Here is a 22,560-nt window from a genome sequence, read left to right on the forward strand (position 1 = left end):
TACTCTTGTGCTCCGGCAGCGCCTCAGCGAGCATCCGCAACGCCCGCTCACGCATCTCCGGTTCGAACTTCTTCGGCATCGTCATCCCATCCTGGATTAGAGGACGGAACGAAAGCCAGGCCGATTCGGTCAGGTCTTCCCAGCCCGTTGAACCGTTCGCGAGCCTGGGCAGCGGCGGGCATCTTGGCGTCGGTCGGGTCGTTCGTGTTTCTGCTGGTCTTCTGGGCGTGGGTGATCGGCGAGGACGGGTTCGCCCGGGCGCAGCTGAGCGAGTGGCTGCTCTACGGGACCGGCGCGGTCGTCTACAGCGTCATCCCTGTCCTCATCATCTTTCACGCGGTCCGTGATTGGCCGGGCGCCGGTGGACGTACCCAGTTCCGTCTCGACCGATTCGCGAGGGCGAACGGCATGACCTACCGTCCGGTGCGGCACAACGCGCGGCCGGGGCTGCCGGGGATGATCTTCGACGCGGCGTGGCAGCCCGGCGATGTCGATGTGCTGACCCGGTATGACGCGACCGGGTTGATCGTGGGCAACGCCCGCTTCACGACCGGCACGGGCAAGGGCCGCACCGTGCACAAGTGGGGGTATGCGAGCGTGCAGCTCGGCACCCGCCTGCCTCATATCGTGCTCGATGCTCGCGGCAACAACTCCCTCGCCGGTCACACGAATCTCCCACGCGACCTCGATCCACGTCAGCGGCTGCGGCTCGAGGGAGATTTCGATCGGTACTTCACGCTGTACTGTCCTCGCGACTACGAACGGGACGCGCTGTACTTGTTCACCCCGGACATCATGGCCCGCTTTGTGGATCATGCCGCAGAGTTCGATGTCGAGATCGTCGACGACCGGCTGTTCCTGTATGCGAAGCGCCCGTTGGCGACTCTTGATCCCGAGACGTGGGAGTGGCTGCGTGCGACTCTCGCGGTCCTCACGGAGAAGGTCGAGCAGTGGCGTCGCTGGCGCGACGACCGCCTGGGGACGACACGCGTCGATCGTCGCGGGAGGATGCCGATCGTGACGCGTCCGCCCAAGGGTGTCGCCGCTCCGGGCCGCCGACTGACCGACCGCACCTCGTGGTGGGGCGTGCTCGCCATCGTGCTGGCGACGGCCGTGCTCTGGGCGATCGGCACCGACGTCTTCGGCCTGTTCGGCTGATGTCGCATCCGTCGTCGGTATGCACGGCGACGGATGCGACGGGGGTCGTATCGACGCGAGCCGGCGAGGAGGCCTGCTGCCTGTTTGGTTACGCGTCGCGGGAAGGAGCGGTTACGGAGTCGGCACCGGCGTTCCGGCATGAGCACGCGCATCCGATCGCCGGCTCCGCACGATCCCCGCGATGGCGACACCGAGAGCGAGCAGCCAACCCGCAGCAGCGACCGTGACGACGACCGTGGTGACGGCCATCGAGGTGCCGGATCCGATACCGGTGAGCACCTGCAACGGTGACGGGTACGGGTGCGCGTCGCTGCTGTCCGGGGCGGTGAGCGAGAACGCGAAGAGCGCCACCCAGATGGCGACGGTAGCCCACGCGTAAGCGACCCGCACACTGCCCAGCCGCCTCGCCTCGCGGTCGAAGAGGGCGACGAGGGGCGGCACGAGGAGAAGGATCGCGCCGATCGGGCTGAAGAGGAGGCCGATGACGCCCAGCCAGCCGAGTTCGCCCGTGAACAGCACTCGCCCGAACACCGCGAAGAACGGCATGATCACGGCGAGGAACCACTGCAGCACAGCGACGACACGCCCCGATCGACTGAAATGCATGCGTCCACGCTAGTGCAGGCCGTTCCTGCATCCCCGGGACCGGTTGACTGCCAACGCTCGTGGCGACGCCGAGGTTGTCGCAGGTCAACGCTCCCGACTCGGTGCCCCTCGTCCCGACCAGCTGGACAGCAGGGTCAGCGCGTCGTGGGAGGCCGTTCTGGGCTCGGCGGTGTAGACGTACAGCACTTGGTGGTCGTCCCCGGGCAGCGCGAGCGTCTCGAACTGCACCTCGAGTGCGCCGACGACGGGGTGGCGGAGGCGCTTGGTGCCGTGGGTGCGCAGGTGGACGCGGTGGTCGGACCACCAGCGCTGGAAGTCGGCGCTGGCGAGGGAGAGCTCGCCGATGAGCCGCTGGGTGTCAGCGTCTGCCGCAGCGGCGGAGTCGAGCCGGAGCGCCTCGACGGCGTTGCGGGCCTGCTGCTCCCAATCCACGAAAAGGGTGCGCGCCTCCTCGTCCAGCAGCATCCACCGCGCGTAGTTGCGATGCCGGGCGGGCAGGGCGTCGAAGTCGGCGAACAGTGCCCTCGCCAGCGGGTTGGTCGCGAGGATGTCGGTGCGGTGGCCGAGGACGAGCGCGGGCTGCGAGGTGAGCGATTCCAGCAGCTGATGCATCGCGGGCCGCACCCGCTGCGCGGTCGTGCGCGCGCGGGGCGGGAGCACCTGTCGCGTCGATGAGGGTGCGCAGGTAGCTCTGCCCGGCCGCATCGAGATCGAGTGCTCTGATCAGCGCGTCGACGACCTGGACGGAGGGGACGATGCGCCTGCCCTGTTCGAGCCGCGTGTAGTAGTCGGTGGACACGCCCGCCAGCAGCGCGACCTCCTCGCGGCGGAGACCCGGCACGCGGCGCGCGCGGCCATCGGGCAGCAGCCCGGTCTGCTGGGGGTCGCGGTTCGCGCGGGCGTGGCGGAGGAACTCCCCGAGCTCGCGGTGCGGATCGCTCATGGACATATTCTCCCCACGCCCCGTGCGGACACGACGCGCGAGACGGGAAGCCGTGCGGGGACGGACGGTCCGGAACGCGCCGTGCAGGTGCTCCGGACCATCCGTCGGCGGATGCGCCCTCAGCGCACGTAGTCGGTGCGGTGGGCGAGCTCCCGGCCGGCCAGGATCTCGGCCTTCAGCGCGTCGGCCTTCCCCTCGGCGAGACCGGACGAGTCAGAGCCGAGCTGCTGACGCAGCGGCCCGCTGCCCTGCCGGGCGATCGCCACGAGCGCCTCGGCGGCCCGGGACGGATCGCCGGGCTGGCTGCCGGGCATCGCCTTATGCGTCCGGATCATCTCGCGGATGCCGGGGTAGGCGTCCGAGACGTCGCTCGCGAGGGCGAGGGAGTGATCGGTGAGGAAGTCGGTGTCGAAGTAGCCGGGCTCGACGATCGACACGCGGATGCCGAAGTCGGCGACCTCGGCGGCCAGCGACTCCGACAGTCCCTCCACGGCGAACTTCGCCGCGCAGTACAGACCCCAGCCGGGGAAGGACAGCACGCCCAGAATCGACGAGATGTTCATCACGTGCCCGCTGCGCGCGGCCCGCAGCTGCGGCAGCACGGCGCGGATCACGTTCCACGTGCCGGCGACCTGCACGTCGAGCATCGCCCGCACGTCGGCGTCGCTCGTCTCCTCGACGGCGCCGAGGTAGCCGTAGCCGGCGTTGTTGACCACCACGTCGATGCGGCCGAACCGGTCGGTGGCGGCCGCGATGGCGCGCCTGACCTCGGTCTCTTCGGTGAGGGACACCTCCAGCGGAAGCAGGTTCGACGTGTCGGCATCGCTCAGCGCGGCGAGAAGACGTTCGACGGAGCGCGTCGTGGCCGCGACGTGGTCGCCGCGGTTCAGCAGGTGGGTGACGAGCGCGAGGCCCAGGCCTCGGGACGTGCCGGTGACGAACCACACGGCCGGGCGATCGGTGGGATAGGGCATGGAAGCGTTCCTCTCTGCATTGAACAACTCCAACCTCTCGCCCCATCCGTCCGTGAGGACACGGATAGCAGGCCCGCTCGTGACGAGGAATCACAGACCCCCCTTCGCGCCATCGCGGCTTCGCACGACGGCGGGCGGGGGATACGGCCGCTGAGCGCTCGGCCCCGCCGACCGGGACGGCCGGGGAACGCCTTCGGCTATCGTGTCCGCGTGGGGGCTACGAGGTTGGGTGCGATCGTCTGGACCCTTCAGTGGCCGCTGGCCGTCCTGCTTCCCGTCTTCGTGTTCTTCGGGAGGGCTCTCCTCGGCGCCGAGATCGGGTGGATGGGGGCCGTCGGCCTCCTGATAGGCCCGATCCTCCTGATCCTTCTGCTGATCCCACCCATCCTGAGCGTCTTCGATCTCGAGGCACGCCGCGCCGCCGCCGCTCCGCGGAACTATGCGGTGGCCTCGGTCGTGCTCTGGATGGCGATGATCGTCGCTGGTCTGGCGCTGTCGGACGGCGGCGACGTCCGCCCGTTTCCGTCGTCGCTCGAGAGCTGGACGGGCATGGGCCCGGATGCCGCGGCGGCGATCGTGGGCGCCGCGGTGGTGATCGGGACCGCCGCGTGGATCGGCATGCTGATCACCGCCATCAGGGGCATCGTCCGCTCTCGCCCCGGGCTTCTCAGCGGTCCGTGAGGACGATCTTTCCCGCGACGCCGCCCCTTTCGAACCGGGTGTGCGCCTCGGCGATGCGTTCCAGCGGATACACCTCGTCGACGACCGGTCGGAGCGATCCCTCCTCCGCAAGCGTCGTCAGCTCTTTCAGGAGCTCGGTGCGGGGCGTGCCGAAGAACAGCCGGACCCTCGTCGAGCCGTGGAGCGTCGACAGGGCGATGTAGCCGAGGCTCGCAAAGGGCCGGTCGATGTCGAAGGCGATGGTCACCAGACGACCGCCGCGACCCAGGAGGCGCCGAAGGCGGGCATGCTCGGTGCCGCGGGTGTCGAACACCACGTCGTACTTCCCGAGACTGCTCAGGGGCGTGCGGTAGTCGATGACCTCGTCGGCGCCGAGCCCGGTCACGAAGTCGGATGTCCGCGGGCTCGCGAGCCCCGTGACGTGCGCGCCCAGCATCTTGCCGATCTGCACGGCGACGCTGCCGACGCCGCCGGCTGCCCCACGCACCAGGAGCCGTTCTCCGGGTCGCAGATCAGCGATGTCCCGGAGACCGCGGAGGCCCGTCGTCCCCCCGGCCAGCAGCGACACCGCGTCGGCCGGGGCCAGGTTCCGTGGGGCGACCACGATCCGGTCGGCTGTGGTCGTGACGTACCCGGAGTGGCTTCCGGTCGCGCCGCGTTCGTCCAGCACGCCCCATACGTCGGCGTCGAGCAACGTGTCGTCGACGCCCGGGCCTGCGGCGGCGACCGTTCCTGCGAAGTCGATGCCGGTCCGCTTCGGGAACTTCCTCCCCGTCAGCAGGCGCAGCGCGCCGCGGCGTGCCGCGACCTCGCCGCCGTTCACGCTCGATGCGGCGACCCGGACCAGAACCTCATCCGGCTGGGGCGTGGGAACCGGGAGGTCTCGGAGGCGCAGCACCTCGGCTGGGCCATACCTGTCGAAGAGTGCGGCCTGCATCGTGGCCGGCTGGTCTGCCCTGGTAGCGGTCATGAGATGAACCGTAGGATCGAAATGAGAGCAGGTGTACGTTTCCGGCGGAAGTGAGAGCAGCCAGTGTCGAGATCGTCTCGCGTCGGCCGAGCCGACGCCGCGCGCAACCGTGATCTGCTTCTCACGGCAGCGCGTGTGTCCGTCGCAGAGGCGGGGGCGGACGTGCCGCTGCGCGTCATCGCCCAACGGGCCGGACTGTCCTCGGCCAGCCTGTATCGGCACTTTCCCTCCCGAGCCCACCTGCTCGCATCCGTCTACGAAGCGGAGACCGAGCGCTGTCGGCAGCTCCTCGACGACGCGCTGGCGGCAGAGGACGCGTTCGCCGGGCTCCTGCAGGCGCTGCGCGTGTTCGCCGCCCTCGAGCAGGACAGCCCGGGCTTCACCGTCACGCTCGTCGAACCCGCGCCCGGAACGACCCGCACGAGCGCTGACGCCTCCGCCGCCATGGCCGATCTGCGCGATCTCGTCGACAGGGCCCGTCGACGACCCGAAGTCCGGAACGATCTCACCCTGGACGATGTCGGCCTGGTCATCGCATCCATCCGCACCGTGGCGGCCCTGGATCCGGTCAGAGCGCCCGCGCGGTGCGCACGCGTCATCGAGCTCTTCCGCCGCGCGATGACGACGTGACCGGGCCGGCGAGCCCGGCTCGTCGGACGGTCACCTCCGCCGATGCCCCCGAGCGGCATGGCGCACGGTCGCGAGAATCGACGCCAGCGCGTTCTGAGGTGTGAGAAGCCGCGCACCGTCGCGGACGACGGCGAACCACGTGGCCTCGATGACGCCCGCCGCCGACTCCGGTGAGAGACCCTGGTCGCGCGCGACGCACCACATCGGCGGGGTGGCGAGCCGGATCAGGTCATCCATGGCGACGGCATCGCCCTCCGCCCATCGGCGGAACGCCGCCGCGAACTCGTCCGCGAGTCTCCTCTGTTCCACGTGCCGTCCCCCACCGACGTTCTGCCGCCTTCCCCTTCGGGGATAGGACGGCCCAGTGGGTGGGAGTGTCACAAACGCGGGCGATCCCAGGCCGCCCGCCACGTGTCTGCGGGGCGCTCGGATCGACGAGAGTGACTTCGGGAGCTGACCGCTGGTCAGCCCCCTGCGCCGCGGATCGCGGAGGTGACGAGCCGCTCGACGTCCAGGTCCCCGAGCGGAACCTTGAGGACCAGCAGTCGGTGGTAGCAGGCGCCCCAGAGCTGGTCGATGACGATGTCGAGGTCGGCGTCCGGAGGAAGCTCGTCGTGGCGCTGGGCGGCGCGGAGCCGCGCGCGTGCGAGCTCTCTCCGGGGGAGGGCGTAGGTGCGCGACCAGGCGTCGGCAAGGTCGGGGTCCGTCTGGGCGGCGCCGATGAGCTCGGCGATCGGCCTTCCGGCGCCGCCACGCGTGAGCAGCCCGATGAAGGAGGTGATCTGCGCCACGAGGTCGGCGTGGAGGTCTCCGGTGTCGGGGAACTCCAGCTCGGGCTCGCTCTCCAAGAAGTACGCCTCGGCGGCCAGGGCTCCCGGGGATGCCCACCACTTGTAGAGCGTCGTCTTGCTCGCGCCCGCCTCTTTGGCGATCCGTTCGAAGGTGACGGCCTGAATGCCCTCCTCGATGAGGAGGCGCCCGGCGGCGGCCAGGACCCCGGACCGGACCTCGGTGGCGGGGCGTCGGCCGCGTCCTCTTCTGGGCACCTGCGTCTCACTCATCGATCTCCCCTTTTGTGGACGACTCGTTCATTATAGTGCTACGCTTCTTTATGAACGACTCGTTCACATCCAATCGTGGGAGAGATCATGACCAGCAGCACGGACCGCGTCGCCATCGTCACGGGAGGCTCTGGCGGCATCGGCCGGGTGAGCGTCGAGCGACTCGCGAGAGACGGGCTGGCGGTCGTCGTCCACTACGCCGGCAACAAGGACCGCGCCGACGAGACCGTCGCGAGCGTCGTCGACGCGGGCGGTCGCGCCATCGCCGTCGGCGGAGACGTCGCCGACGAGCACCGGATGGGCGCGGTGTTCGATGCCGCGGAGCAGGAGTTCGGCGGCGTCGACGTGCTCGTGCACACGGCGGGCATCATGCCGCTGTCGCCCATCGCGCAGCTCGACCTCGACACGTTCGACCGCGTGCAGCGCACGAACGTGCGCGGCACGTTCGTGGTCGACCAGCTCGCGGCGAAGCGGATGCGCGCCGGCGGCGCGATCGTCAACTTCTCTACCTCCGTCACGCGTCTGCAGATCCCCGGCTACGGTGCGTACGCCGCATCCAAGGGCGCGGTCGAGGCGCTCACCCTCATCCTCGCCCGCGAGCTGCGGGGCCGCGACATCACCGTCAACGCCGTCTCGCCCGGCCCCACGGCCACGCCGCTGTTCTTCGAGGGGAAGACCCCCGAGCAGATCGACGGCATCGCCGGCGCCAACCCGATGGGGCGTCTCGGCACCCCGGAAGACATCGCGGAGATGGTGTCGTTCCTCGCCGGTCCGGCCCGCTGGGTCAACGGTCAGGTGCTGTACGTCAACGGCGGCGCCGCGTGAGCGACGCCGCCGCCTCGACGAGGACGGCGCTGATCACCGGCACCTCCACCGGCATCGGCCGCGCCACGGCGGAGACGCTTCTGTCGCAGGGTCACACCGTGTACGCGACCATGCGCGACCCCGAAGGACGCAACGCCCGGGCCGCGTCCGAGCTCGAGAGCTTCGCGCGCGCGCAACCGGGAACCGTGCGTGTGGCGGACCTCGACGTCACCTCGCAGGCGTCGGCGGATGCCGCCGTCCAGCGCGTGATCGACGAGGCAGGCCGGCTCGACGCCGTCGTCCACAACGCCGGCCACTTGTTCGTCGGATACACAGAGGCGTTCACCGAGGACGATCTCACCCACCTCCTCGACGTGAACGCCGTCGGGGCGCATCGCGTGAACCGTGCAGCGCTCCCGCACCTCCGCGCGCAGCGCTTCGGGACGCTGCTGTACGTGGGGAGCACGATCCTCGTCACGACCCCGCCGTTCCTCGGACCCTATGTGGCGTCGAAAGCCGCCTTCGACGCCCTGGCTGTCGTCACCTCGTACGAGGTATCCCAGTTCGGGATCGAGACGTCGATCGTCATGCCCGGGGCGATCACCCAAGGCACCAACCATTTCCCAGGAGCAAGCCACGCCAGCGACACGGCGGTGACGACCCAGTACGCCGACCTCGACGCGCTCGTGGCACGCACCGACGAGGCCCACGACGGGCTTTTCGACCCCGAGCATCCGGCGGACCCGCAGAGCGTTGCCGACGAAGTCGCACGGATCCTCGCGCTCCCGGCGGGACGCAAGCCCTTCCGTTCCGTGGTGGACGCCGCTCAGGCGGGGGTGGACCACGTCATGGCTTTCAGCGACCTCACCCGAGAGGCGTTCGTCCGCCGACTCGGCTTCGGGGAGACGCTGGAGCTCAAGCGATGATCCGTTCCGTCGCGGGTCCCACAGACGGGAGGCGGTGCGGTGCGACGGGCGGGAGCCGCCGGATCCGTCAGCCGATCCTTCGCGATCGTCCGAGCGGTGGCCGCTCGTGCGGTGTCAGGATGGTGCGGTGACCGAACCTGCATCCGGGCTGCAGGACCATCCAGGGGCTCGTCCTGACATGTCGTCCGTGCGGCTCTTCGACGGACGACTGCACATCGATCCCGTCCGCGCCATCCGGGGCGCCCTTCAGATCGAGGACGGCGTGATCTCTTACGTCGGGCCGGAACGGGCCGGCGGCGAGACGTCGGCTCCGCCTCGTGTCGACCTCCGCGGGGCGTCGGTCGTGCCCCTTCAGGTCCGCGGTGCTGTGGGGGCCAGACGTGACTCAGATCCCGAGGCGTACGACCTCGTGCCGGGGAACCCCGCGACCTTCGCGATCGTGTCGCGACGCGTCAGCGCCGCCGAGGTCCGAGGAACGCTGATGATCCGTCCCGCCGACCTCGTCGCCATCGTCGTGGCAGGTGAGCTCGTCGCGTGGGAGGGCGAGCCCGTCGCCGGCGTCACCGTCGATGTCGCCGCGGATTGGGAGGGGGCGTGGGAGGACCCCTCCCACGCCCTCGAGCAACACCTTCTGCCCGGAGGGCGGTACAGCGAGACCCGCAGCGGTCGGACCGACGCGTACACCGGTCGGTACTGGACGCGCGGCGACTGCATCGTGTACCTCGATGACAGCGGCTTCTGGGCGTTCGGCGTCCAGCATCGCGGCACGCTTTTCCACGCGGACTTCGTCATGCGACGGGCTTAGCCCGCGCGCGGTCTGAGCCCGTCGCGGGCTCTCCGTGCCACCGGTGGGTCACGTGCTTCCTCGAACGATGCCGGCGTCATCGTCTGCATCGACGACGACGACGTCGCCGGCGGCGAGGAGCCGTGTCATCGGCCACTCGGGGCGGAGGACGTCGAGGTCAGCGAGGAAGTCGACGTGAGCGACCGCCGCGCCCCCGGGCGTGCCGGCCATGTCAGATGTCCCGTTCGAGGACGACGTCGCGGACCGTACGGTGACGGATCTCGTCCCAGCTCAGCAGCACGTCTCCCGTGAGGACGAGGCCGATGTTCCCGTCGGCGCACTCGTGAAGCCTGCTGCGCAGCGCGCCGGCGTCCTCGCAGCCGGTGGCATCGAGGAACACCACGTCGGTCGAGTAGCCGCGCCGCCGTTCGAGGTCGTGGTTCGCGACCTTCGCCAGCCGAGCGGCAGCTCGCGCGAGGCGCGTGGAGCGTCCGCTTCGCGCTCGCACGTAGACGACGACGATGCGGCGCAGGTCGAGCATGGTCGACGCCAGTCGCGTCACCGCGTGAGTCGCGCGCGCGAGCTGCTTGGCCGCTGCCGTCTCGGTGACCTCGCGGAGGTCCGTCGCCCACACGATCGCCGTGTCCGCGCCGTCGGCTCGGCGATCCAAGCTCGTGAGATCGAACGGGAAACGCTCGTCTCCTAGGACGATGGTGCGTCCCATGTCAGCGATCACGTCCCGTTGCTGCGCCTCGGCGGATGTCGCGCCGGGTGAACAGGCCCGCACACGGGACGGCGACCACGTCTCCGGCGGTGACGTCGGCCGGCACAAGGGAGGTGGCTCGCAGCCCATCGACGACGATGGCGTTCGTCACGCTCGCCGTCGAAGCGCGTCCGATGAGACGGAGGTCGGTCCAGGACGGATCCGCGTGCGTGAGGTCGGCGTCGAGTCGGAGCGCCAGGCCGTCGGCGAGTCGCTCGACATGCACCACGCGGGTGAGGACCACCGTGATGTCGTCTCGGACGGTGCGTCCATCACGGGCGTGACCGACCGTGTGCTCGCCGGTGTGGACGCAAGGGGTGTCGCAGAGCCGGGCGAGGCCGTCGAGAGATATCGCGTCGATGATGACATCGACGGTCGTGGCTTCGGTGTGGTCCGGCCAACGGGTCGCCCGCAAGGGGTCGGGCAGGCTTCGCCGAAGCGTCGGAAGAAGCGTGGTCAAGGTCATGACACCGGTCTACGGCACTGCGGCGGGCGTAGCGCACATCCGTACGAGACCCATACGCGACCCGCGTGCCGGTGCCGTGTCGGCGGGGCCGTGCGCATGGATTCCATGAGGGGCACTTCCCCGCTTTCGCTGCGCTGCAGATGGTTATGGGCATGATCCACGATCCGCGTAGGGCTCCGACCTTCACTTCTCGCGACTCCGACGGGGTCCTCCCGCGTTCGCTGCGATTGCATGTGTCGGCCCGGTGGGGCCGATTCACCCGGTCGGTGTCCCGCGGCGGGATCCTCGTGGAGGAGCTCACAGTGCTCCCCCCGGGCGCGACCTCCCATGATCGGGCGTTGCTGCGCCTGTTCGCGTTCGCTCCGATGCTCGGTGTCGGGGCGGGCGTCCTGCTCGGTCTGCTCTGGCTGGGTCAGACGCCGTGGGTGGTGACGGTCGCGCTCGCAGGCGGAGCGCTGATGCTGACCGTCACCGCGCGCGCGACACGACGGTTGCGTTCGCAGAGCCGCCGCCTCGTTCACGTCGTCGACCTTCTGTCTTCAGAGCCGCCGGCGGACGGCGAGAGCCGGCGAGTCATCGCGTCGTGCGTGAGCAGGTTGCGTGATCTCGACACTCGCGCGGGGGAGCTGTCGCCGGTCGAGTACGAACTCGGATGGGCCAGGATCTACGCCGCCCTTCCCAGCTCGTGTGCTCGACGGTGACGGAGGTACGGTTCATCGCTGCTCCGATCGACGTGCTCGCGTGCAGGAGTGGGCTGCCGCCTAGAGCGACTCGATGATGGCGGCCGCCGCTTCGACGCCCCGCTCCGCCGACATGACGGCCGCGGCGTCGGCGACGGCTCCGCGCCGACCCGCGGCGTCGTCGAGGGCGTTGCCGACGTTCTTCGTCGTCAGCCCGTTTCTCGGAAGCGGTCTCCCCGCGAGGCCGGCGCGATGGAGACGGTCTGCCCAGAAGGGCTGGTCGGCGAGGAACGGCACGACGACGGACGGCGCGCCCGCACGGGTCGCGGCATGGACCGTTCCCGCGCCTCCGTGGTGGACGGCGACCTGCGCACCCGGCAGGACCGCATCGTGCGGCACCGCTCTGCGGACGAGGACGTCGTCGCCGCCCGCTCGAGCGGGCACGGCGAGACCGCCCCACCCCGTCGACACGAGAACGCGCAACCCGCGTCGGCGGGCGCTCTCGACGATCGCCGCGCCGCGCACGGCCGCGTCGCCGCCCGTCATCGAGCCGAACCCCGCGTAGACGAACGGGGCGTCGTCTGCCAGGAACGTCTCGAGCTCGTCGTCCACTCGGATCGGGGTGCCCGCTGCGCCCCAGTCGCCGGTGAGCGACGTGTGCGGCGGCCAGTCGTCGGGACGGGGAAGCAGCGCCGGGCTGATCGGCACCAGGGTTCGCGCCGGTGCCGGGAGGGCGGGTGCTCTCCCAAGACCAAGCCGCCGAGCAGCCATCGCGACATCGTCGCGGAACATGCGCGCCGACAGGGCGACCAGCCGGTACGTCATGCGGTTCAACGTCGGTCCGAGATCGCGGGTCGTCGTGCCGGCAGCGGGGAACGCGCCCGTGGCGGTCACCACCGGCGTCAGCTCGACCAGGACGTGTGGGATCTCAAGACGAGAGGCGACCGCCGGCACGGTGAGGAGCTTCGGGTGAGAGACGATCACATCGGGCTGCCACCGCATGGCCTCCGCCACGACCGAGGCGAGCGCCCGGCTCATCGCGGGCTTGATGCGCTCCCGGAACACGCGCATCGCTTGTCGAACGTCCTGCGCGACAGCCAGGTCTTCCACGCGCAGCCCCAGGCCGACGACATCGAGACCCTCTGCCTCCGCATCGACGTCGTCCGGGGCGATCACTCGAACCTCGTGTGCTCGCCGCTGCAGGGCGTGCGCGAGCCGCAGGAACGGCTCGACGTCTCCGCGGCTCCCGAGGGTCGTCAGCAGTATGCGCATCGCCTCATCCCTCAGTCGTCGCCGATGCGCGCGGTGTCGGTGTCGACGGCGCCGTCCTCGTTCATGTCCGCCGCACGGGCCTTGCGAGCGTCCCAGCGCAGCAGCGCTGCGGCCAGGCTGGCCGCGAGCATCGTGCCGATGAGGACGGCGATCTTCGCGCCGTCCGTGTGCTCGGTGTCGGGGAAGGAGAGCTCGGAGATCAGTAGCGACACGGTGAAGCCGATTCCCGTCAGCAGTCCGACGGGCAGCAGGTCGCGCAGGCCGATCGCGTCGGGCAGCCGCAGCGGCGTGAACCGCGTCACCAGCGCGGTGAAGCCGAGCACGCCGATGACCTTTCCCAGCACCAGGCCCGCGACGATCGCGAGCACCACCGGCTGCAGCAGCACGCCACCCGGTCCCTCGCCGTCGATCAGCGTGACGCCGGCGGAGAAGAAGGCGAACACGGGAAGCGCGATGCCCGACGAGAACGGGCGCACGGCCTCGTCGAAGCGGTGGGTGCGTGGCTCGCGGTCGAAGCGGATAGGACGTGCGGGGACGGTGAACCCCAGCAGTACGCCCGCGATGGTCGCATGCACGCCCGAGGCATGCATGAACCCCCACGCGATCGCGGCGACCGGCAGCAGCAGCCACCAGCGCGGGGTGCGCGTGCGGACCAGCACCGCGAACACGGCGACGCCCGCCAGCGCGATACCCAGCGCGACCATGTCGATCCCGCTGCTGTAGAACACCGCGATGACGATGATCGCGAGGAGGTCGTCGACGACGGCCAGCGTGAGGAGGAAGGTCCGCAGGGCGCGCGGCAGTCCGCGCCCGAAGATCGCCAGCACGGCGAGGGCGAAGGCGATGTCCGTCGCCGTCGGGATGGCCCACCCGTGGGCAGCGGTCCGATCGCCGCTGAGTCCCACGACGAGGACGAAGATGATCGCCGGGACGGCCATGCCGCCGACGGCGGCGAGCACCGGCACGGCCGCCTGTCGCGGATTGCGGAGGCTGCCCGCGACGATCTCGTGCTTCAGCTCCACCCCGACGACGAAGAAGAACACCGCGAGCAGACCGTCGGCCGCCCACGTCGCCAGGCTCAGATCGAGGTGCAGGGCCTCCGGCCCGATGGTGAACGCCGACAGCGAGGAGTACGCCTCTCGCCAGGGCGAGTTCGCCCAGATCAGTGCCGCCGCCGCCGCGGCGATCAGGATCAGGCCGCTGGTGGTCTCCGCCGTCACCCACCTGCGGACGCGAGCTCGGGTGTGTGCAATCCGGGAAGGTGCGCTCAAGAGTGTCCTCTCTGATCGGTCGCTGCCGACCGGGATCGGTCGACGTCGACGTCGACCAGACTTCCCGACACTCCACCGACGATCTTACCGGAGCGGCTCGTCGCATGGAGAACGTGAGGAGATCCGCGTTTCTGCGGCCCGAGCCGTATGGGTGTCGTGAGGGGGGCTCCCCCGAGCGAGCCGCAAGCGCGACGATGCGGGGATGAAGAGCAGTCTGATGGATCAGCCGCGCGCGGCGAGATCGACGTCTCGCACACCGTCGGCGCGGTGGGGATACGTGTCGCGTTCAGTCGGTCGGTACGGCGCGGTCTCGGTGCGGCTCGTCGTGTATCCGCCCGACTCGGATCCGCGCGACCTGCTGTCCGCCGACCTCTTCCGTTTCTTCGTCCCCTGCGCCGTGGTGCTCGGCCTCACCGGAGCGCTGGCACTCTGCGCCGCCGGCGTTCCCGTCGGTTCTGCGGCCGCCATCGTTCTGGCTGTTCTGGTGCCCGTCGGCGTCTTCATGGGCTTCCGAGCGGCGCCGGTGAACCGTCGTGCGGTCTCGTTGTGGTCTTGCAGGTCCGCCTTCCACGTCGATCGCGCAGCCCTCGCCGCTGAGCAGCGGGCCGAGTCGCTCGCGCATGTGCTCCAGAGCGCCGCCGAGGATTACCGGCAGGGTCGAAGCCCGCACGCCGTTCTCCAGAGTGAGTGGCAGGCGGCGTTCGACGACATCACGAGCGGTCAGGCCCGCCGGGGCTGACCGCTACTCAGCGGCGAGGCCCTCGATGCGGTATCCCATTCCCGGCGCTGTCAGGATGTGGACCGGGTTGGAAGGATCGGACTCGAGCTTCTTCCTCAGCTGTGAGACGTAGAGGCGGAGATACCCGGTGTCCTCCGCGTGTTCCGTGCCCCAGATCGTGGTGAGAAGCGTCTGACGGGTCACCAGCCTCCCCGCATTGCGGATCAGGATGTCGATGACCTGCCACTCGGTGGGTGTCAGCCTGATCTGCCGCACGCCGTCGGCGGTGCTGCGGGTGACGCTGCGCGCCGCGAGGTCGATGATCACGTCGCCGAGCCTCACGACGGCGGCCGTCTCCTCCTGCGGCACGCGCCGGGTCAGCGCCCGGATGCGCGCGAGGAGCTCCTCCACGGCGAACGGCTTGGTGATGTAGTCGTCTGCCCCCGCATCGAGAGCCTCGACCTTGTCGGAGGCCCCTGAGCGCCCCGACACGACGAGGATCGGGGCCGTGGACCAGCCACGGATGCCGTGGATGACCTCGATGCCGTTGAGCTCAGGCATCCCGAGGTCGAGGAGGAAGATGTCGGGGTGGTGGTCGATCGCCGCGGCGATCGCCTGCGCGCCGTCGGCAGCGGTGACGATGCTGTACCCCTTCGCGGTGAGGGTGATGCGAAGCGCGCGCAGGATCTGAGGGTCGTCGTCCGCGATGAGGATCTTCATCTGCGTTCCTCCGTGTTGTCATGGCCGGCCGAGAAGATGGGCAGGGAGATCACCATCGTGAGTCCGCCTCCGGGGGTGTCCTCGGGCGTGAGCACTCCTCGCATGGCCTCGACGAAACCACGAGAGAGCGCGAGCCCCAGTCCCAGCCCGGACGAGTTGTCCGTGTCGCCCAGCCGCTGGAACGGCAGGAAGATGTCGTCCCGCTTGTCGGCGGGGACGCCCGGGCCGTGGTCGATGATGCGGATCTCGAGCTGGTCCCCGAAGGTGCTCGTGGAGACGTGCACCGGGACACCCGTCGGAGAGTGCCGATGGGCGTTGGTCAGCAGGTTGACCAGGACACGCTGGAGGAGAACCGGGTCCGCATGCGCGATCGCGTCGTCATGATTGAGGGCCAGCGTGACGTCGGTCGGGCCGAGATGAAGCTCGTCGAGAGCCGGCGCGATGGCCTCGGCGGGGTCGGTGGGGAGCGCGGCGATGGTCAGCACGCCCGTCTGCAGGCGACTGACGTCGAGGAGGTCGGTCACGAGCGTCGCGAGAGCGGTGAGGCTCTCGTCGGCTGTGTCGAGAAGCTCCTGCTTGTCCTTGCGCCCCAGATTCGGCCCGGCAGCGCGGAGCCCTCCTACGGCGGCGGCAGCGGCGGCCAGCGGGCGGCGAAGGTCGTGGCTCAGGGCGGAGAGCAGCGCCCCTCGCACGCGGTCGGAGGCGGCGATCGGCTCGATCTCCTTCGCCGTCTTCTCGAGGCGCTGATGCTCGAGGGCGGCCGCGAGCTGCGACGTCACGACGGTGAGCAGGCGACGTTCTGAGGCTGCGAGATCCGCACCGTGCAGCTCGAGCACGGCCTCGTCCGTGATCCTGACGGTGGTGTGGCGGCTGTCGGGCAGCGGCTCTCCCGAGCGCGCGACGACGGTCTCGCCAGCCATCAGGCGCACCCCCGGGAGCTGGAACGCCTCGCGGGTGCGGTCGATGAGCGCTTGTATCGCGTTGTCTCCGCGCAGGACGCTGCCGGCGATGGTCTGGATCATCTCCGACTCTGCCGCGGAGCGACGTGCGGCCCTCGTGTATCGCGCGGCCCGGTCGACGATGAAGCTGACCATGCTCGCGATGATGACGTACAGGATGATCGCGAGCAGGTGGTGAGGCTCGTGGATGTGCACCGTGTAGAGGGGCTCGATGAACAGGAAGTCCAGCGTGATCCCGGACAGCACCGCGGCGAACAGAGCGGGCCAGATTCCGCCGACCAGGGCCACCGCGACGACCAGCAGCTGATAGCTCAGAACATCGGTGGTGATCGAGTCGGGGCTGCGGAAGAGGGTGAGCAGGGCCGTGAGCGCGGGGCCGCCGACGAGGGCGAGGACGAGACCGAGTACCCGTCGCTTCCGAGTGAGCGCTCCGGTCAGAGGCGGAAGCGCGAATCGCCGGCCCGCAGCCGCATGGTTGACCATGTGGACGTCGATGTCCCCCGACTCGCGGACGACGGTTGCGCCGATGCCTGGTCCGGTGAACGCACCCGCGAAACGGCCTCGCCGGCTTGCGCCGAGAACGAGCTGCGTGGCGTTGACGGACCGGGCGAACTCGACGAGCGCGGTCGGGATGTCTTCGCCGATGACCTGATGGTAGGTGCCGTTCAGCTTCTCGACGAGTGCGCGCTGGTCTGTGAGGACCGCGGGATTGGCGGCCCGCAGTCCGTCCTGGCTGGTGACATGGACCGCGATGAGCTCGCCGCCCGCGGACCGCGCGGCGATTCGTGACCCGCGACGCAGCAGCGTCTCGCCCTCCGGGCCGCCGGTGAGGGCGACGACGACGCGTTCTCGTGCCTCCCAGGTGCTGTCTATCCCGTGCTCGGCCCGGTAGCCCTTGAGCGCCTGGTCCACCTCGTCGGCGAGCCAGATGAGAGCGAGCTCGCGCAGCGCCGTGAGGTTGCCGAGCCGGAAGTAGTTCGACAGAGCGGCGTCGATCCGTTCGGCGGGATAGACGAAGCCTCCGGCGAGCCGGTCGCGCAGCGCCTGCGGTGCGAGGTCGACGACCTCGATCTGATCTGCGCTCCGCAGCACGTTGTCAGGTACCGTCTCGCGCTGAGGAACGCCGGTGATCTGCTCCACGACGTCGTTGAGGGACTCGATGTGCTGGATGTTGAGCGTCGAGATCACATCGATCCCCGCGGCGAGCAGCTCCTGCACGTCCTGCCAGCGCTTGTCATTGCGTGAACCCGGTGCATTCGTGTGCGCGAGCTCGTCGACCAGCGCGACGGAGGGTGCTCTGGTCAGCAGCGCGCCGAGGTCCATCTCGTCGAGCTCCACGCCGCGGTGGGCCACGCGTGTCCGTTCGACGACGGGGATCCCATCGGTCATCGCCGCGGTCGCGCTGCGTCCGTGCGTTTCGACGATGCCGATGACCACGTCCTTGCCCTCGGCGAGCAGGCGCCGCCCTTCCTCGAGCATCGCGAACGTCTTGCCGACGCCGGGGGCGGCGCCGAGCAACACCCGCAGCCGCCCCCGTGTCGTCATGATCAGCCCTCCAGCTCGTCCAGGGCCAGGTTCAACTGCACGACGTTCACAACCCGCTCGCCGACATAGCCCAGGTCCGGTCCCTTGGTCCATTCAGCCACGAGGTCCTCGATCTCGTCCTGCGGCAGGCCGCGCTCCTCAGCTACGCGCTGTACCTGGATCTGCGCGTAGGCCGTGCTGATGTGGGGGTCCAGGCCGGAGCTGGAGGCGGTGACCGCATCGGCGGGCACGTCCGCTTCGCTCACACCGTTGAACTCCGCGATCTGCGTCTTGCGTTCGGCGATCGCCGCGATGAGGTCCTCGTTCTCCGGACCCTGGTTGGTGCCGGAGGAGGACGTTCCGTCGTATCCGTCACCGGCGGCGGAGGGCCGGCTCTGGAAGTACTCCGGCAGAGGATCGCCCTCCTCGTCGGTGAATGACTGCCCGATCAGTGAGGAGCCGACGACGTCTCCGTTCTCGTCGGCCAGGGCCGCGCCGTTCGCCTGCGAGGGGAAGACGAGCTGTCCGATGCCGGTGATCAACAGGGTGTAGCCGATTCCGAGGACGACGGTGAACATGAGCAGGGTGCGAGTGGCGACCCAAAAGGTCCGTCCGCCGCTGCGGGTGGCAGCGTTCATGATGTGTGTTCCTTTTCGAGGGTCAGAAGCCGGGGATCAGGCGCACGAGCAGGTCGATGAGCCAGATGCCGATGAAGGGGGTGATGATGCCGCCCAGGCCGTAGACGGCGAGGTTGCGGCCGAGGATCTTCGATGCGTTCAGCGGGCGGTACTTCACGCCGCGAAGGGCGAGAGGCACCAGGAAGACGATCACGATGGCGTTGAAGATCACCGCTGACAGCACGGCGGATGCCGGGGAGTGCAGGCCCATGATGTTCAGCACCGCGAGCTGCGGGAAGACTCCCATGAAGATCGCGGGGATGATCGCGAAGTACTTCGCGATGTCGTTGGCGATCGAGAACGTGGTGAGCGCTCCTCGCGTGATCAGCAGCTGCTTGCCGATGGCGACGATGTCGATCAGCTTGGTCGGGTCGGAGTCGAGGTCGACCATGTTGCCCGCCTCCTTGGCCGCCGACGTTCCCGTGTTCATCGCCACACCGACGTCCGCCTGCGCCAGGGCGGGGGCGTCGTTGGTGCCGTCGCCGGTCATCGCGACGAGGTTGCCTCCGTCCTGCTCCTTCCGGATGTAGGCGAGCTTCTGCTCGGGAGTCGCCTCGGCGAGGAAGTCGTCGACGCCGGCCTCCTTGGCGATCGCGGCGGCGGTGAGGGGGTTGTCGCCGGTGACCATCACGGTGCGGATGCCCATCGAGCGCAGTTCCGCAAAGCGCTCCGTCAGGCCCTCCTTCACGATGTCCTTGAGGTGGACCACGCCCAGGACCCGTCGGCTGCCGTCCGCGGACTTCACCGCGACGACCAGCGGGGTCCCACCGGACTGGGAGATGCGCTCGACATGCTCGTCGAGTTCTGCCAGCTCGCTGCTGGGCAGCCGCGCGCCGTCCTCCTCGAGCCAACCGGTGATCGCGCTGCCGGCGCCCTTGCGGATCTGCGCCCCGTCGGCGAGGTCAAGGCCGGACATGCGCGTCTGCGCCGTGAACGGGACGATCTCGCCGCGAGGGTCGGCTTCCACATCAACGCCCTCGGAGTGCGCGAGGTCGACGATGGACTTGCCTTCCGGGGTCGGGTCGGCGAGCGAGGAAAGCGCTGCCGCCTTGACGAGCTCTTGCATCTCGACGGTGCCGAGGGGCACGAAGGCGCTTGCTCGACGGTTTCCGTAGGTGATCGTGCCCGTCTTGTCGAGCAGCAGCGTGGTCACGTCACCGGCGGCCTCGACCGCGCGCCCCGACATCGCGAGGACGTTGCGCTGCACCAACCGGTCCATGCCGGCGATCCCGATCGCGGAGAGCAGCGCGCCGATCGTCGTCGGGATGAGGCAGACGAGCAGCGCCACGAGGACGGTGATGCTCGCCGGGCTCGCCGGGTACGACGCGATCGGGTTCAGGGTGAGCGCGACGACGACGAACACGATCGACAAGGAGGCGAGGAGGATGTTCAACGCGATCTCGTTCGGGGTGCGCTGACGGGCTGCGCCCTCGACGAGCGCGATCATCCGGTCGACGAACGTCTCGCCCGGCTTGGACGTGATCCGGACCACGATCCGGTCGGAGAGCACGCGCGTGCCTCCAGTGACCGCGGAGCGGTCGCCCCCCGACTCGCGCACCACCGGCGCAGACTCGCCGGTGATGGCCGACTCGTCCACGCTCGCGATGCCCCAGACGATGTCGCCGTCGCCCGGGATGAGCTCTCCAGCGGATACGACCACCATGTCGCCGAGGCGCAGGTCTGCCGAGGAGACGTCCGTGATGAGCGCCTCATCTGCGGCCGCATCCGTCTCCGGGTGATAGCTGACGACGCGATGAGCGGTCGTGCTGGTCCGCGTCTTGCGCAACGTGTCGGCCTGCGCCTTGCCTCGGCCCTCGGCGATCGACTCGGCGAGGTTGGCGAAGACCACGGTCAGCCACAGCCAGACGGCGATGATCCAGGTGAAGGACCACGGAACGCTGGTGCCGCCGGACTCCGCCGGGCCACCGAGGAACGGCTCGGCGACAGCGAGCATCGTGGTGAGTGCGGCGCCGACCCACACGATGAACATGACCGGGTTGCGCCACTGGGCGCGGGGATCGAGCTTCCGGAACGCGCCCGGGAGAGCGGTTCGGATCTGCGCCCAGGTGAGCGTCTGCCGGGGGGCCCGCGAGGTCGCCCTCGGAGCGTCGGATGTGGGGCTCTCGGTGATGATGGACATGGTTTACAGCAGCCCTTCCGCCAGGGGACCCAGCGTGAGAACGGGGAAGAAGACGAGTGCGGTCACCAGGACCGCGGTGCCGACGGTGAGGCCGACGAACAGCGGACGATGCGTCGGCAGGGTGCCGGCCGTCGCGGGGATCTTGTCCTGCGAGGCGAGCGACCCAGCCAGCGCGAGCACCAGCGCGATCGGGATGAACCGGCCGAGCAGCATCGCGACGCCGAGGGCGGCGGTCAGCCATGGCGTGCTGGCGGTCAGGCCGGCGAACGCGGAGCCGTTGTTGTTGGCGGCCGACGCGAAGGCGTAGATCACCTCTGACAGGCCGTGCGATCCGGAGTTCGCCAGGGACTCGTCGATGATGCTGCCTCGCAACGCCGGGATGGCGAAGCTGAGCGCGATGCCGCCGAGCACGAGGATCGGCATGACGAGGATGTACATGCTCGCGAGCTTCATCTCGCGCGGACCGATCTTCTTGCCCAGATACTCCGGCGTACGGCCCACGAGAAGCCCCGCGACGAAGACGGCGATGACCGCGATGATCAGCATTCCGTAGAGGCCCGCACCCACACCGCCGGGAGCGATCTCGCCCAACAGCATGTTGACCATGGGCATCATGCCGCCGAGCGCGGTGTACGAGTCGTGCATCGAGTTCACGGAGCCCGTCGACGTCAAGGTGGTGGTCGAGGCGTAGAGGACGGACTGCACGAGCCCGAAGCGCGCTTCCTTGCCCTCCATCGCCGCGCCCGCGAGCTCGGGGGCGGTTCCGCGGCCGGCGAACTCGAACGCGGCGAGCGCGAAGGTCGACGCGAGGAAGAGCGTGCCCATGACGGCGAGGATCGCGTATCCCTGGCGGTTGTCGCCCACCATCTTGCCGAAGGTGCGGGGCAGCGAGAACGGGATGAGAAGGATCAGGAACACCTGGAAGAGGCTGGTCCACCCCGTCGGGTTCTCGAACGGGTGCGAGGCGTTGGCGTTGTAGAAGCCACCACCGTTGGTGCCGATCTCCTTGATGGCCTCCTGGGAGGCGACCGGGCCGCCCGGAATCGTCTGCGTGCCGCCGGTGATGGTGGTGACGTCGACGTATCCGTTGAAGTTCTGCACGACGCCGCCGGCGATCAGGACCACCGCGGCCACGATCGACAGCGGCAGAAGGATCCGGAACGTGCCGCGGATGAGGTCCACCCAGAAGTTCCCGATCGTCCCGCTGCGGCGGTACGCGAAGCCGCGGACCAGGGCGATCGCCACAGCGATGCCGGTTGCCGCCGATACGAAGTTCTGCACGGCGAGCCCGGCGAACTGGACCGTGTAGGAGAGCGCCTCACCCGAGTACGCCTGCCAGTTGGTGTTGGTCACGAACGAGATCGCGGTGTTGAAGGCGACGCCCGGCTCGACGTTCTCGTTGCCCAGGGAGTAGGGCAGCCACTGCTGCGTGCGCTGCAGCAGGTAGAGCAGCAGGACGCCGACGATCGAGAAGTACAGGACCGAACGCAGGTACGCCTGCCAGGACTGCTCCTGCTTGGGGTTGACGCCGATGACCTTGTAGACGCCGCGTTCGACCTTCCAGTCCTTCCGGCTTGTGAAGGTCCATGCCATGTAGTCGCCGACCGGGCGATAGGTCAGGCCGAGCGCGAGGACGATCGTCGCGACGCTCGCGATGAGCAGCAGCCACTCCATCAGAAACGCTCCGGCTTGACGAGGGCGAACACCAGATAGAAGACCGCCGCGACGCCGAGCACGGTGGCAAGAAGCTCGAAGACGATCACAGCTTCTCCACCGCCTTCCCGATCAGTCCGACAGCCACGAACAGGACGATCACGCCCAGCACGTAGACGA

At 69.3% G+C, this 22,560-nt stretch carries 25 protein-coding genes and 1 pseudogene; 8 read left to right on the forward strand and 18 right to left on the reverse strand.

Translation table 11 applies throughout. The annotated features are described in order from the left end of the window. The first annotated feature begins 204 nt into the window (after positions 1 to 204). Positions 205 to 1,158: a DUF3137 domain-containing protein gene (locus K5S26_RS05640; protein WP_221856841.1), complete on the forward strand. Its 954-nt coding sequence runs from the start codon at positions 205 to 207 to the stop codon at positions 1,156 to 1,158. A 111-nt stretch (positions 1,159 to 1,269) separates the two neighbouring features. On the opposite strand, the gene K5S26_RS05645 is transcribed toward K5S26_RS05640, so the two are convergent. The 4 genes and pseudogenes from K5S26_RS05645 to K5S26_RS05655 form a co-directional block, all read right to left on the reverse strand. Continuing rightward, positions 1,270 to 1,764 carry a hypothetical protein gene (locus K5S26_RS05645; RefSeq protein WP_221856843.1) on the reverse strand — a complete coding sequence of 165 codons (495 nt, stop codon included), beginning with the start codon at positions 1,762 to 1,764 and terminating at the stop codon, positions 1,270 to 1,272. Between the two features lie 84 nt (positions 1,765 to 1,848). Further along, entirely contained in the window at positions 1,849 to 2,424 is a 576-nt protein-coding gene (locus tag K5S26_RS05650) for an MmyB family transcriptional regulator (protein ID WP_308122786.1), read from the reverse strand. 97 nt (positions 2,425 to 2,521) lie between these two features. Further along, positions 2,522 to 2,713 (reverse strand): annotated as a pseudogene (locus K5S26_RS19295) (helix-turn-helix domain-containing protein); the annotation flags it as partial. 113 nt (positions 2,714 to 2,826) lie between these two features. Then, positions 2,827 to 3,681, reverse strand: a complete 855-nt coding sequence (locus tag K5S26_RS05655) for an SDR family oxidoreductase (RefSeq protein ID WP_221856847.1) — start codon at positions 3,679 to 3,681, stop codon at positions 2,827 to 2,829. Positions 3,682 to 3,906: 225 nt separating this feature from the next. Between K5S26_RS05655 and K5S26_RS05660 the strand changes: the two genes are divergently transcribed. Beyond that, the gene (locus K5S26_RS05660) at positions 3,907 to 4,362 is read left to right on the forward strand and encodes a hypothetical protein (RefSeq protein WP_221856849.1); all 456 of its coding nucleotides are present in this window, start codon (positions 3,907 to 3,909) and stop codon (positions 4,360 to 4,362) included. Here K5S26_RS05660 and K5S26_RS05665 read toward each other — a convergent pair. Beyond that, positions 4,349 to 5,332, reverse strand: coding sequence for an NAD(P)-dependent alcohol dehydrogenase (locus tag K5S26_RS05665; RefSeq protein WP_246603689.1), 984 nt, complete (start codon positions 5,330 to 5,332; stop codon positions 4,349 to 4,351). The genes K5S26_RS05660 and K5S26_RS05665 overlap by 14 nt on opposite strands. Before the next feature lie 63 nt (positions 5,333 to 5,395). On the opposite strand from K5S26_RS05665, the gene K5S26_RS05670 reads away from it, so the two are divergent. After that, complete coding sequence (locus K5S26_RS05670; protein ID WP_308122788.1) at positions 5,396 to 5,962, forward strand: TetR/AcrR family transcriptional regulator; 567 nt, start codon at positions 5,396 to 5,398, stop codon at positions 5,960 to 5,962. A gap of 30 nt (positions 5,963 to 5,992) precedes the next feature. Here K5S26_RS05670 and K5S26_RS05675 read toward each other — a convergent pair whose 3' ends face one another. Both K5S26_RS05675 and K5S26_RS05680 read right to left on the reverse strand, forming a co-directional pair. After that, on the reverse strand, positions 5,993 to 6,271 hold the full coding sequence (locus K5S26_RS05675) for a hypothetical protein (RefSeq protein ID WP_221856853.1): 279 nt from the start codon (positions 6,269 to 6,271) through the stop codon (positions 5,993 to 5,995). A 155-nt stretch (positions 6,272 to 6,426) separates the two neighbouring features. Beyond that, positions 6,427 to 7,023: a TetR/AcrR family transcriptional regulator gene (locus K5S26_RS05680; RefSeq protein WP_221856855.1), complete on the reverse strand. Its 597-nt coding sequence runs from the start codon at positions 7,021 to 7,023 to the stop codon at positions 6,427 to 6,429. A gap of 87 nt (positions 7,024 to 7,110) precedes the next feature. Between K5S26_RS05680 and K5S26_RS05685 the strand changes: the two genes are divergently transcribed. From K5S26_RS05685 to K5S26_RS19135, 3 genes are all read left to right on the forward strand, one after another. Next, entirely contained in the window at positions 7,111 to 7,848 is a 738-nt protein-coding gene (locus tag K5S26_RS05685; protein ID WP_221856857.1) for an SDR family oxidoreductase, read from the forward strand. Beyond that, positions 7,845 to 8,753 carry an SDR family oxidoreductase gene (locus K5S26_RS05690; RefSeq protein WP_221856859.1) on the forward strand — a complete coding sequence of 303 codons (909 nt, stop codon included), beginning with the start codon at positions 7,845 to 7,847 and terminating at the stop codon, positions 8,751 to 8,753. Before K5S26_RS05685 ends, K5S26_RS05690 begins: the two co-directional genes overlap by 4 nt. A gap of 127 nt (positions 8,754 to 8,880) precedes the next feature. Next, entirely contained in the window at positions 8,881 to 9,558 is a 678-nt protein-coding gene (locus tag K5S26_RS19135; RefSeq protein ID WP_221856861.1) for an Atu4866 domain-containing protein, read from the forward strand. Positions 9,559 to 9,606: 48 nt separating this feature from the next. Here the strand turns inward: K5S26_RS19135 and K5S26_RS05700 are convergent, their stop codons facing one another. From K5S26_RS05700 to K5S26_RS05710, 3 genes are read right to left on the reverse strand one after another with little or no spacing between them, the layout of a single operon-like run. Further along, positions 9,607 to 9,768: a hypothetical protein gene (locus tag K5S26_RS05700; RefSeq protein WP_221856862.1), complete on the reverse strand. Its 162-nt coding sequence runs from the start codon at positions 9,766 to 9,768 to the stop codon at positions 9,607 to 9,609. Between the two features lies 1 nt (position 9,769). Further along, positions 9,770 to 10,273, reverse strand: a complete 504-nt coding sequence (locus tag K5S26_RS05705) for a hypothetical protein (RefSeq protein WP_221856864.1) — start codon at positions 10,271 to 10,273, stop codon at positions 9,770 to 9,772. Further along, positions 10,263 to 10,766 (reverse strand): hypothetical protein, encoded by a 504-nt coding sequence (locus K5S26_RS05710; protein ID WP_221856866.1) that lies wholly within the window; start codon positions 10,764 to 10,766, stop codon positions 10,263 to 10,265. The genes K5S26_RS05705 and K5S26_RS05710 overlap by 11 nt, the downstream gene beginning before the upstream one ends. Before the next feature lie 152 nt (positions 10,767 to 10,918). On the opposite strand from K5S26_RS05710, the gene K5S26_RS05715 reads away from it, so the two are divergent. Next, positions 10,919 to 11,467: a DUF6611 family protein gene (locus K5S26_RS05715; RefSeq protein WP_308122789.1), complete on the forward strand. Its 549-nt coding sequence runs from the start codon at positions 10,919 to 10,921 to the stop codon at positions 11,465 to 11,467. Between the two features lie 60 nt (positions 11,468 to 11,527). On the opposite strand, the gene K5S26_RS05720 is transcribed toward K5S26_RS05715, so the two are convergent. Beyond that, positions 11,528 to 12,718: a glycosyltransferase gene (locus K5S26_RS05720; protein WP_221856870.1), complete on the reverse strand. Its 1,191-nt coding sequence runs from the start codon at positions 12,716 to 12,718 to the stop codon at positions 11,528 to 11,530. Between the two features lie 11 nt (positions 12,719 to 12,729). Next, positions 12,730 to 13,938 (reverse strand): Na+/H+ antiporter NhaA, encoded by a 1,209-nt coding sequence (gene nhaA, locus K5S26_RS05725; protein ID WP_308122791.1) that lies wholly within the window; start codon positions 13,936 to 13,938, stop codon positions 12,730 to 12,732. Positions 13,939 to 14,206: 268 nt separating this feature from the next. Between nhaA and K5S26_RS05730 the strand changes: the two genes are divergently transcribed. Next, on the forward strand, positions 14,207 to 14,728 hold the full coding sequence (locus K5S26_RS05730) for a DUF6611 family protein (protein ID WP_308122830.1): 522 nt from the start codon (positions 14,207 to 14,209) through the stop codon (positions 14,726 to 14,728). Between the two features lie 3 nt (positions 14,729 to 14,731). Here K5S26_RS05730 and K5S26_RS05735 read toward each other — a convergent pair whose 3' ends face one another. The 6 genes from K5S26_RS05735 to K5S26_RS18645 are packed head-to-tail and all read right to left on the reverse strand — an operon-like array spanning position 14,732 to position 22,490. Next, positions 14,732 to 15,427 carry a response regulator gene (locus K5S26_RS05735; RefSeq protein WP_221856875.1) on the reverse strand — a complete coding sequence of 232 codons (696 nt, stop codon included), beginning with the start codon at positions 15,425 to 15,427 and terminating at the stop codon, positions 14,732 to 14,734. Further along, entirely contained in the window at positions 15,424 to 17,931 is a 2,508-nt protein-coding gene (locus tag K5S26_RS05740; RefSeq protein ID WP_221856877.1) for a DUF4118 domain-containing protein, read from the reverse strand. Before K5S26_RS05740 ends, K5S26_RS05735 begins: the two co-directional genes overlap by 4 nt. 2 nt (positions 17,932 to 17,933) lie before the next feature. Beyond that, positions 17,934 to 18,548 carry a K(+)-transporting ATPase subunit C gene (kdpC, locus tag K5S26_RS05745; protein ID WP_221856880.1) on the reverse strand — a complete coding sequence of 205 codons (615 nt, stop codon included), beginning with the start codon at positions 18,546 to 18,548 and terminating at the stop codon, positions 17,934 to 17,936. A 22-nt stretch (positions 18,549 to 18,570) separates the two neighbouring features. Further along, positions 18,571 to 20,727, reverse strand: a complete 2,157-nt coding sequence (kdpB, locus tag K5S26_RS05750) for a potassium-transporting ATPase subunit KdpB (RefSeq protein WP_221856882.1) — start codon at positions 20,725 to 20,727, stop codon at positions 18,571 to 18,573. Between the two features lie 3 nt (positions 20,728 to 20,730). Continuing rightward, positions 20,731 to 22,401, reverse strand: a complete 1,671-nt coding sequence (kdpA, locus tag K5S26_RS05755; RefSeq protein WP_221856884.1) for a potassium-transporting ATPase subunit KdpA — start codon at positions 22,399 to 22,401, stop codon at positions 20,731 to 20,733. Further along, positions 22,401 to 22,490: a potassium-transporting ATPase subunit F gene (locus K5S26_RS18645; protein ID WP_221856886.1), complete on the reverse strand. Its 90-nt coding sequence runs from the start codon at positions 22,488 to 22,490 to the stop codon at positions 22,401 to 22,403. Before K5S26_RS18645 ends, kdpA begins: the two co-directional genes overlap by 1 nt. Positions 22,491 to 22,560: the final 70 nt, after the last annotated feature.

Source organism: Microbacterium marinilacus (genome assembly GCF_019753765.1).
GTDB lineage: Bacteria > Actinomycetota > Actinomycetes > Actinomycetales > Microbacteriaceae > Microbacterium > Microbacterium marinilacus.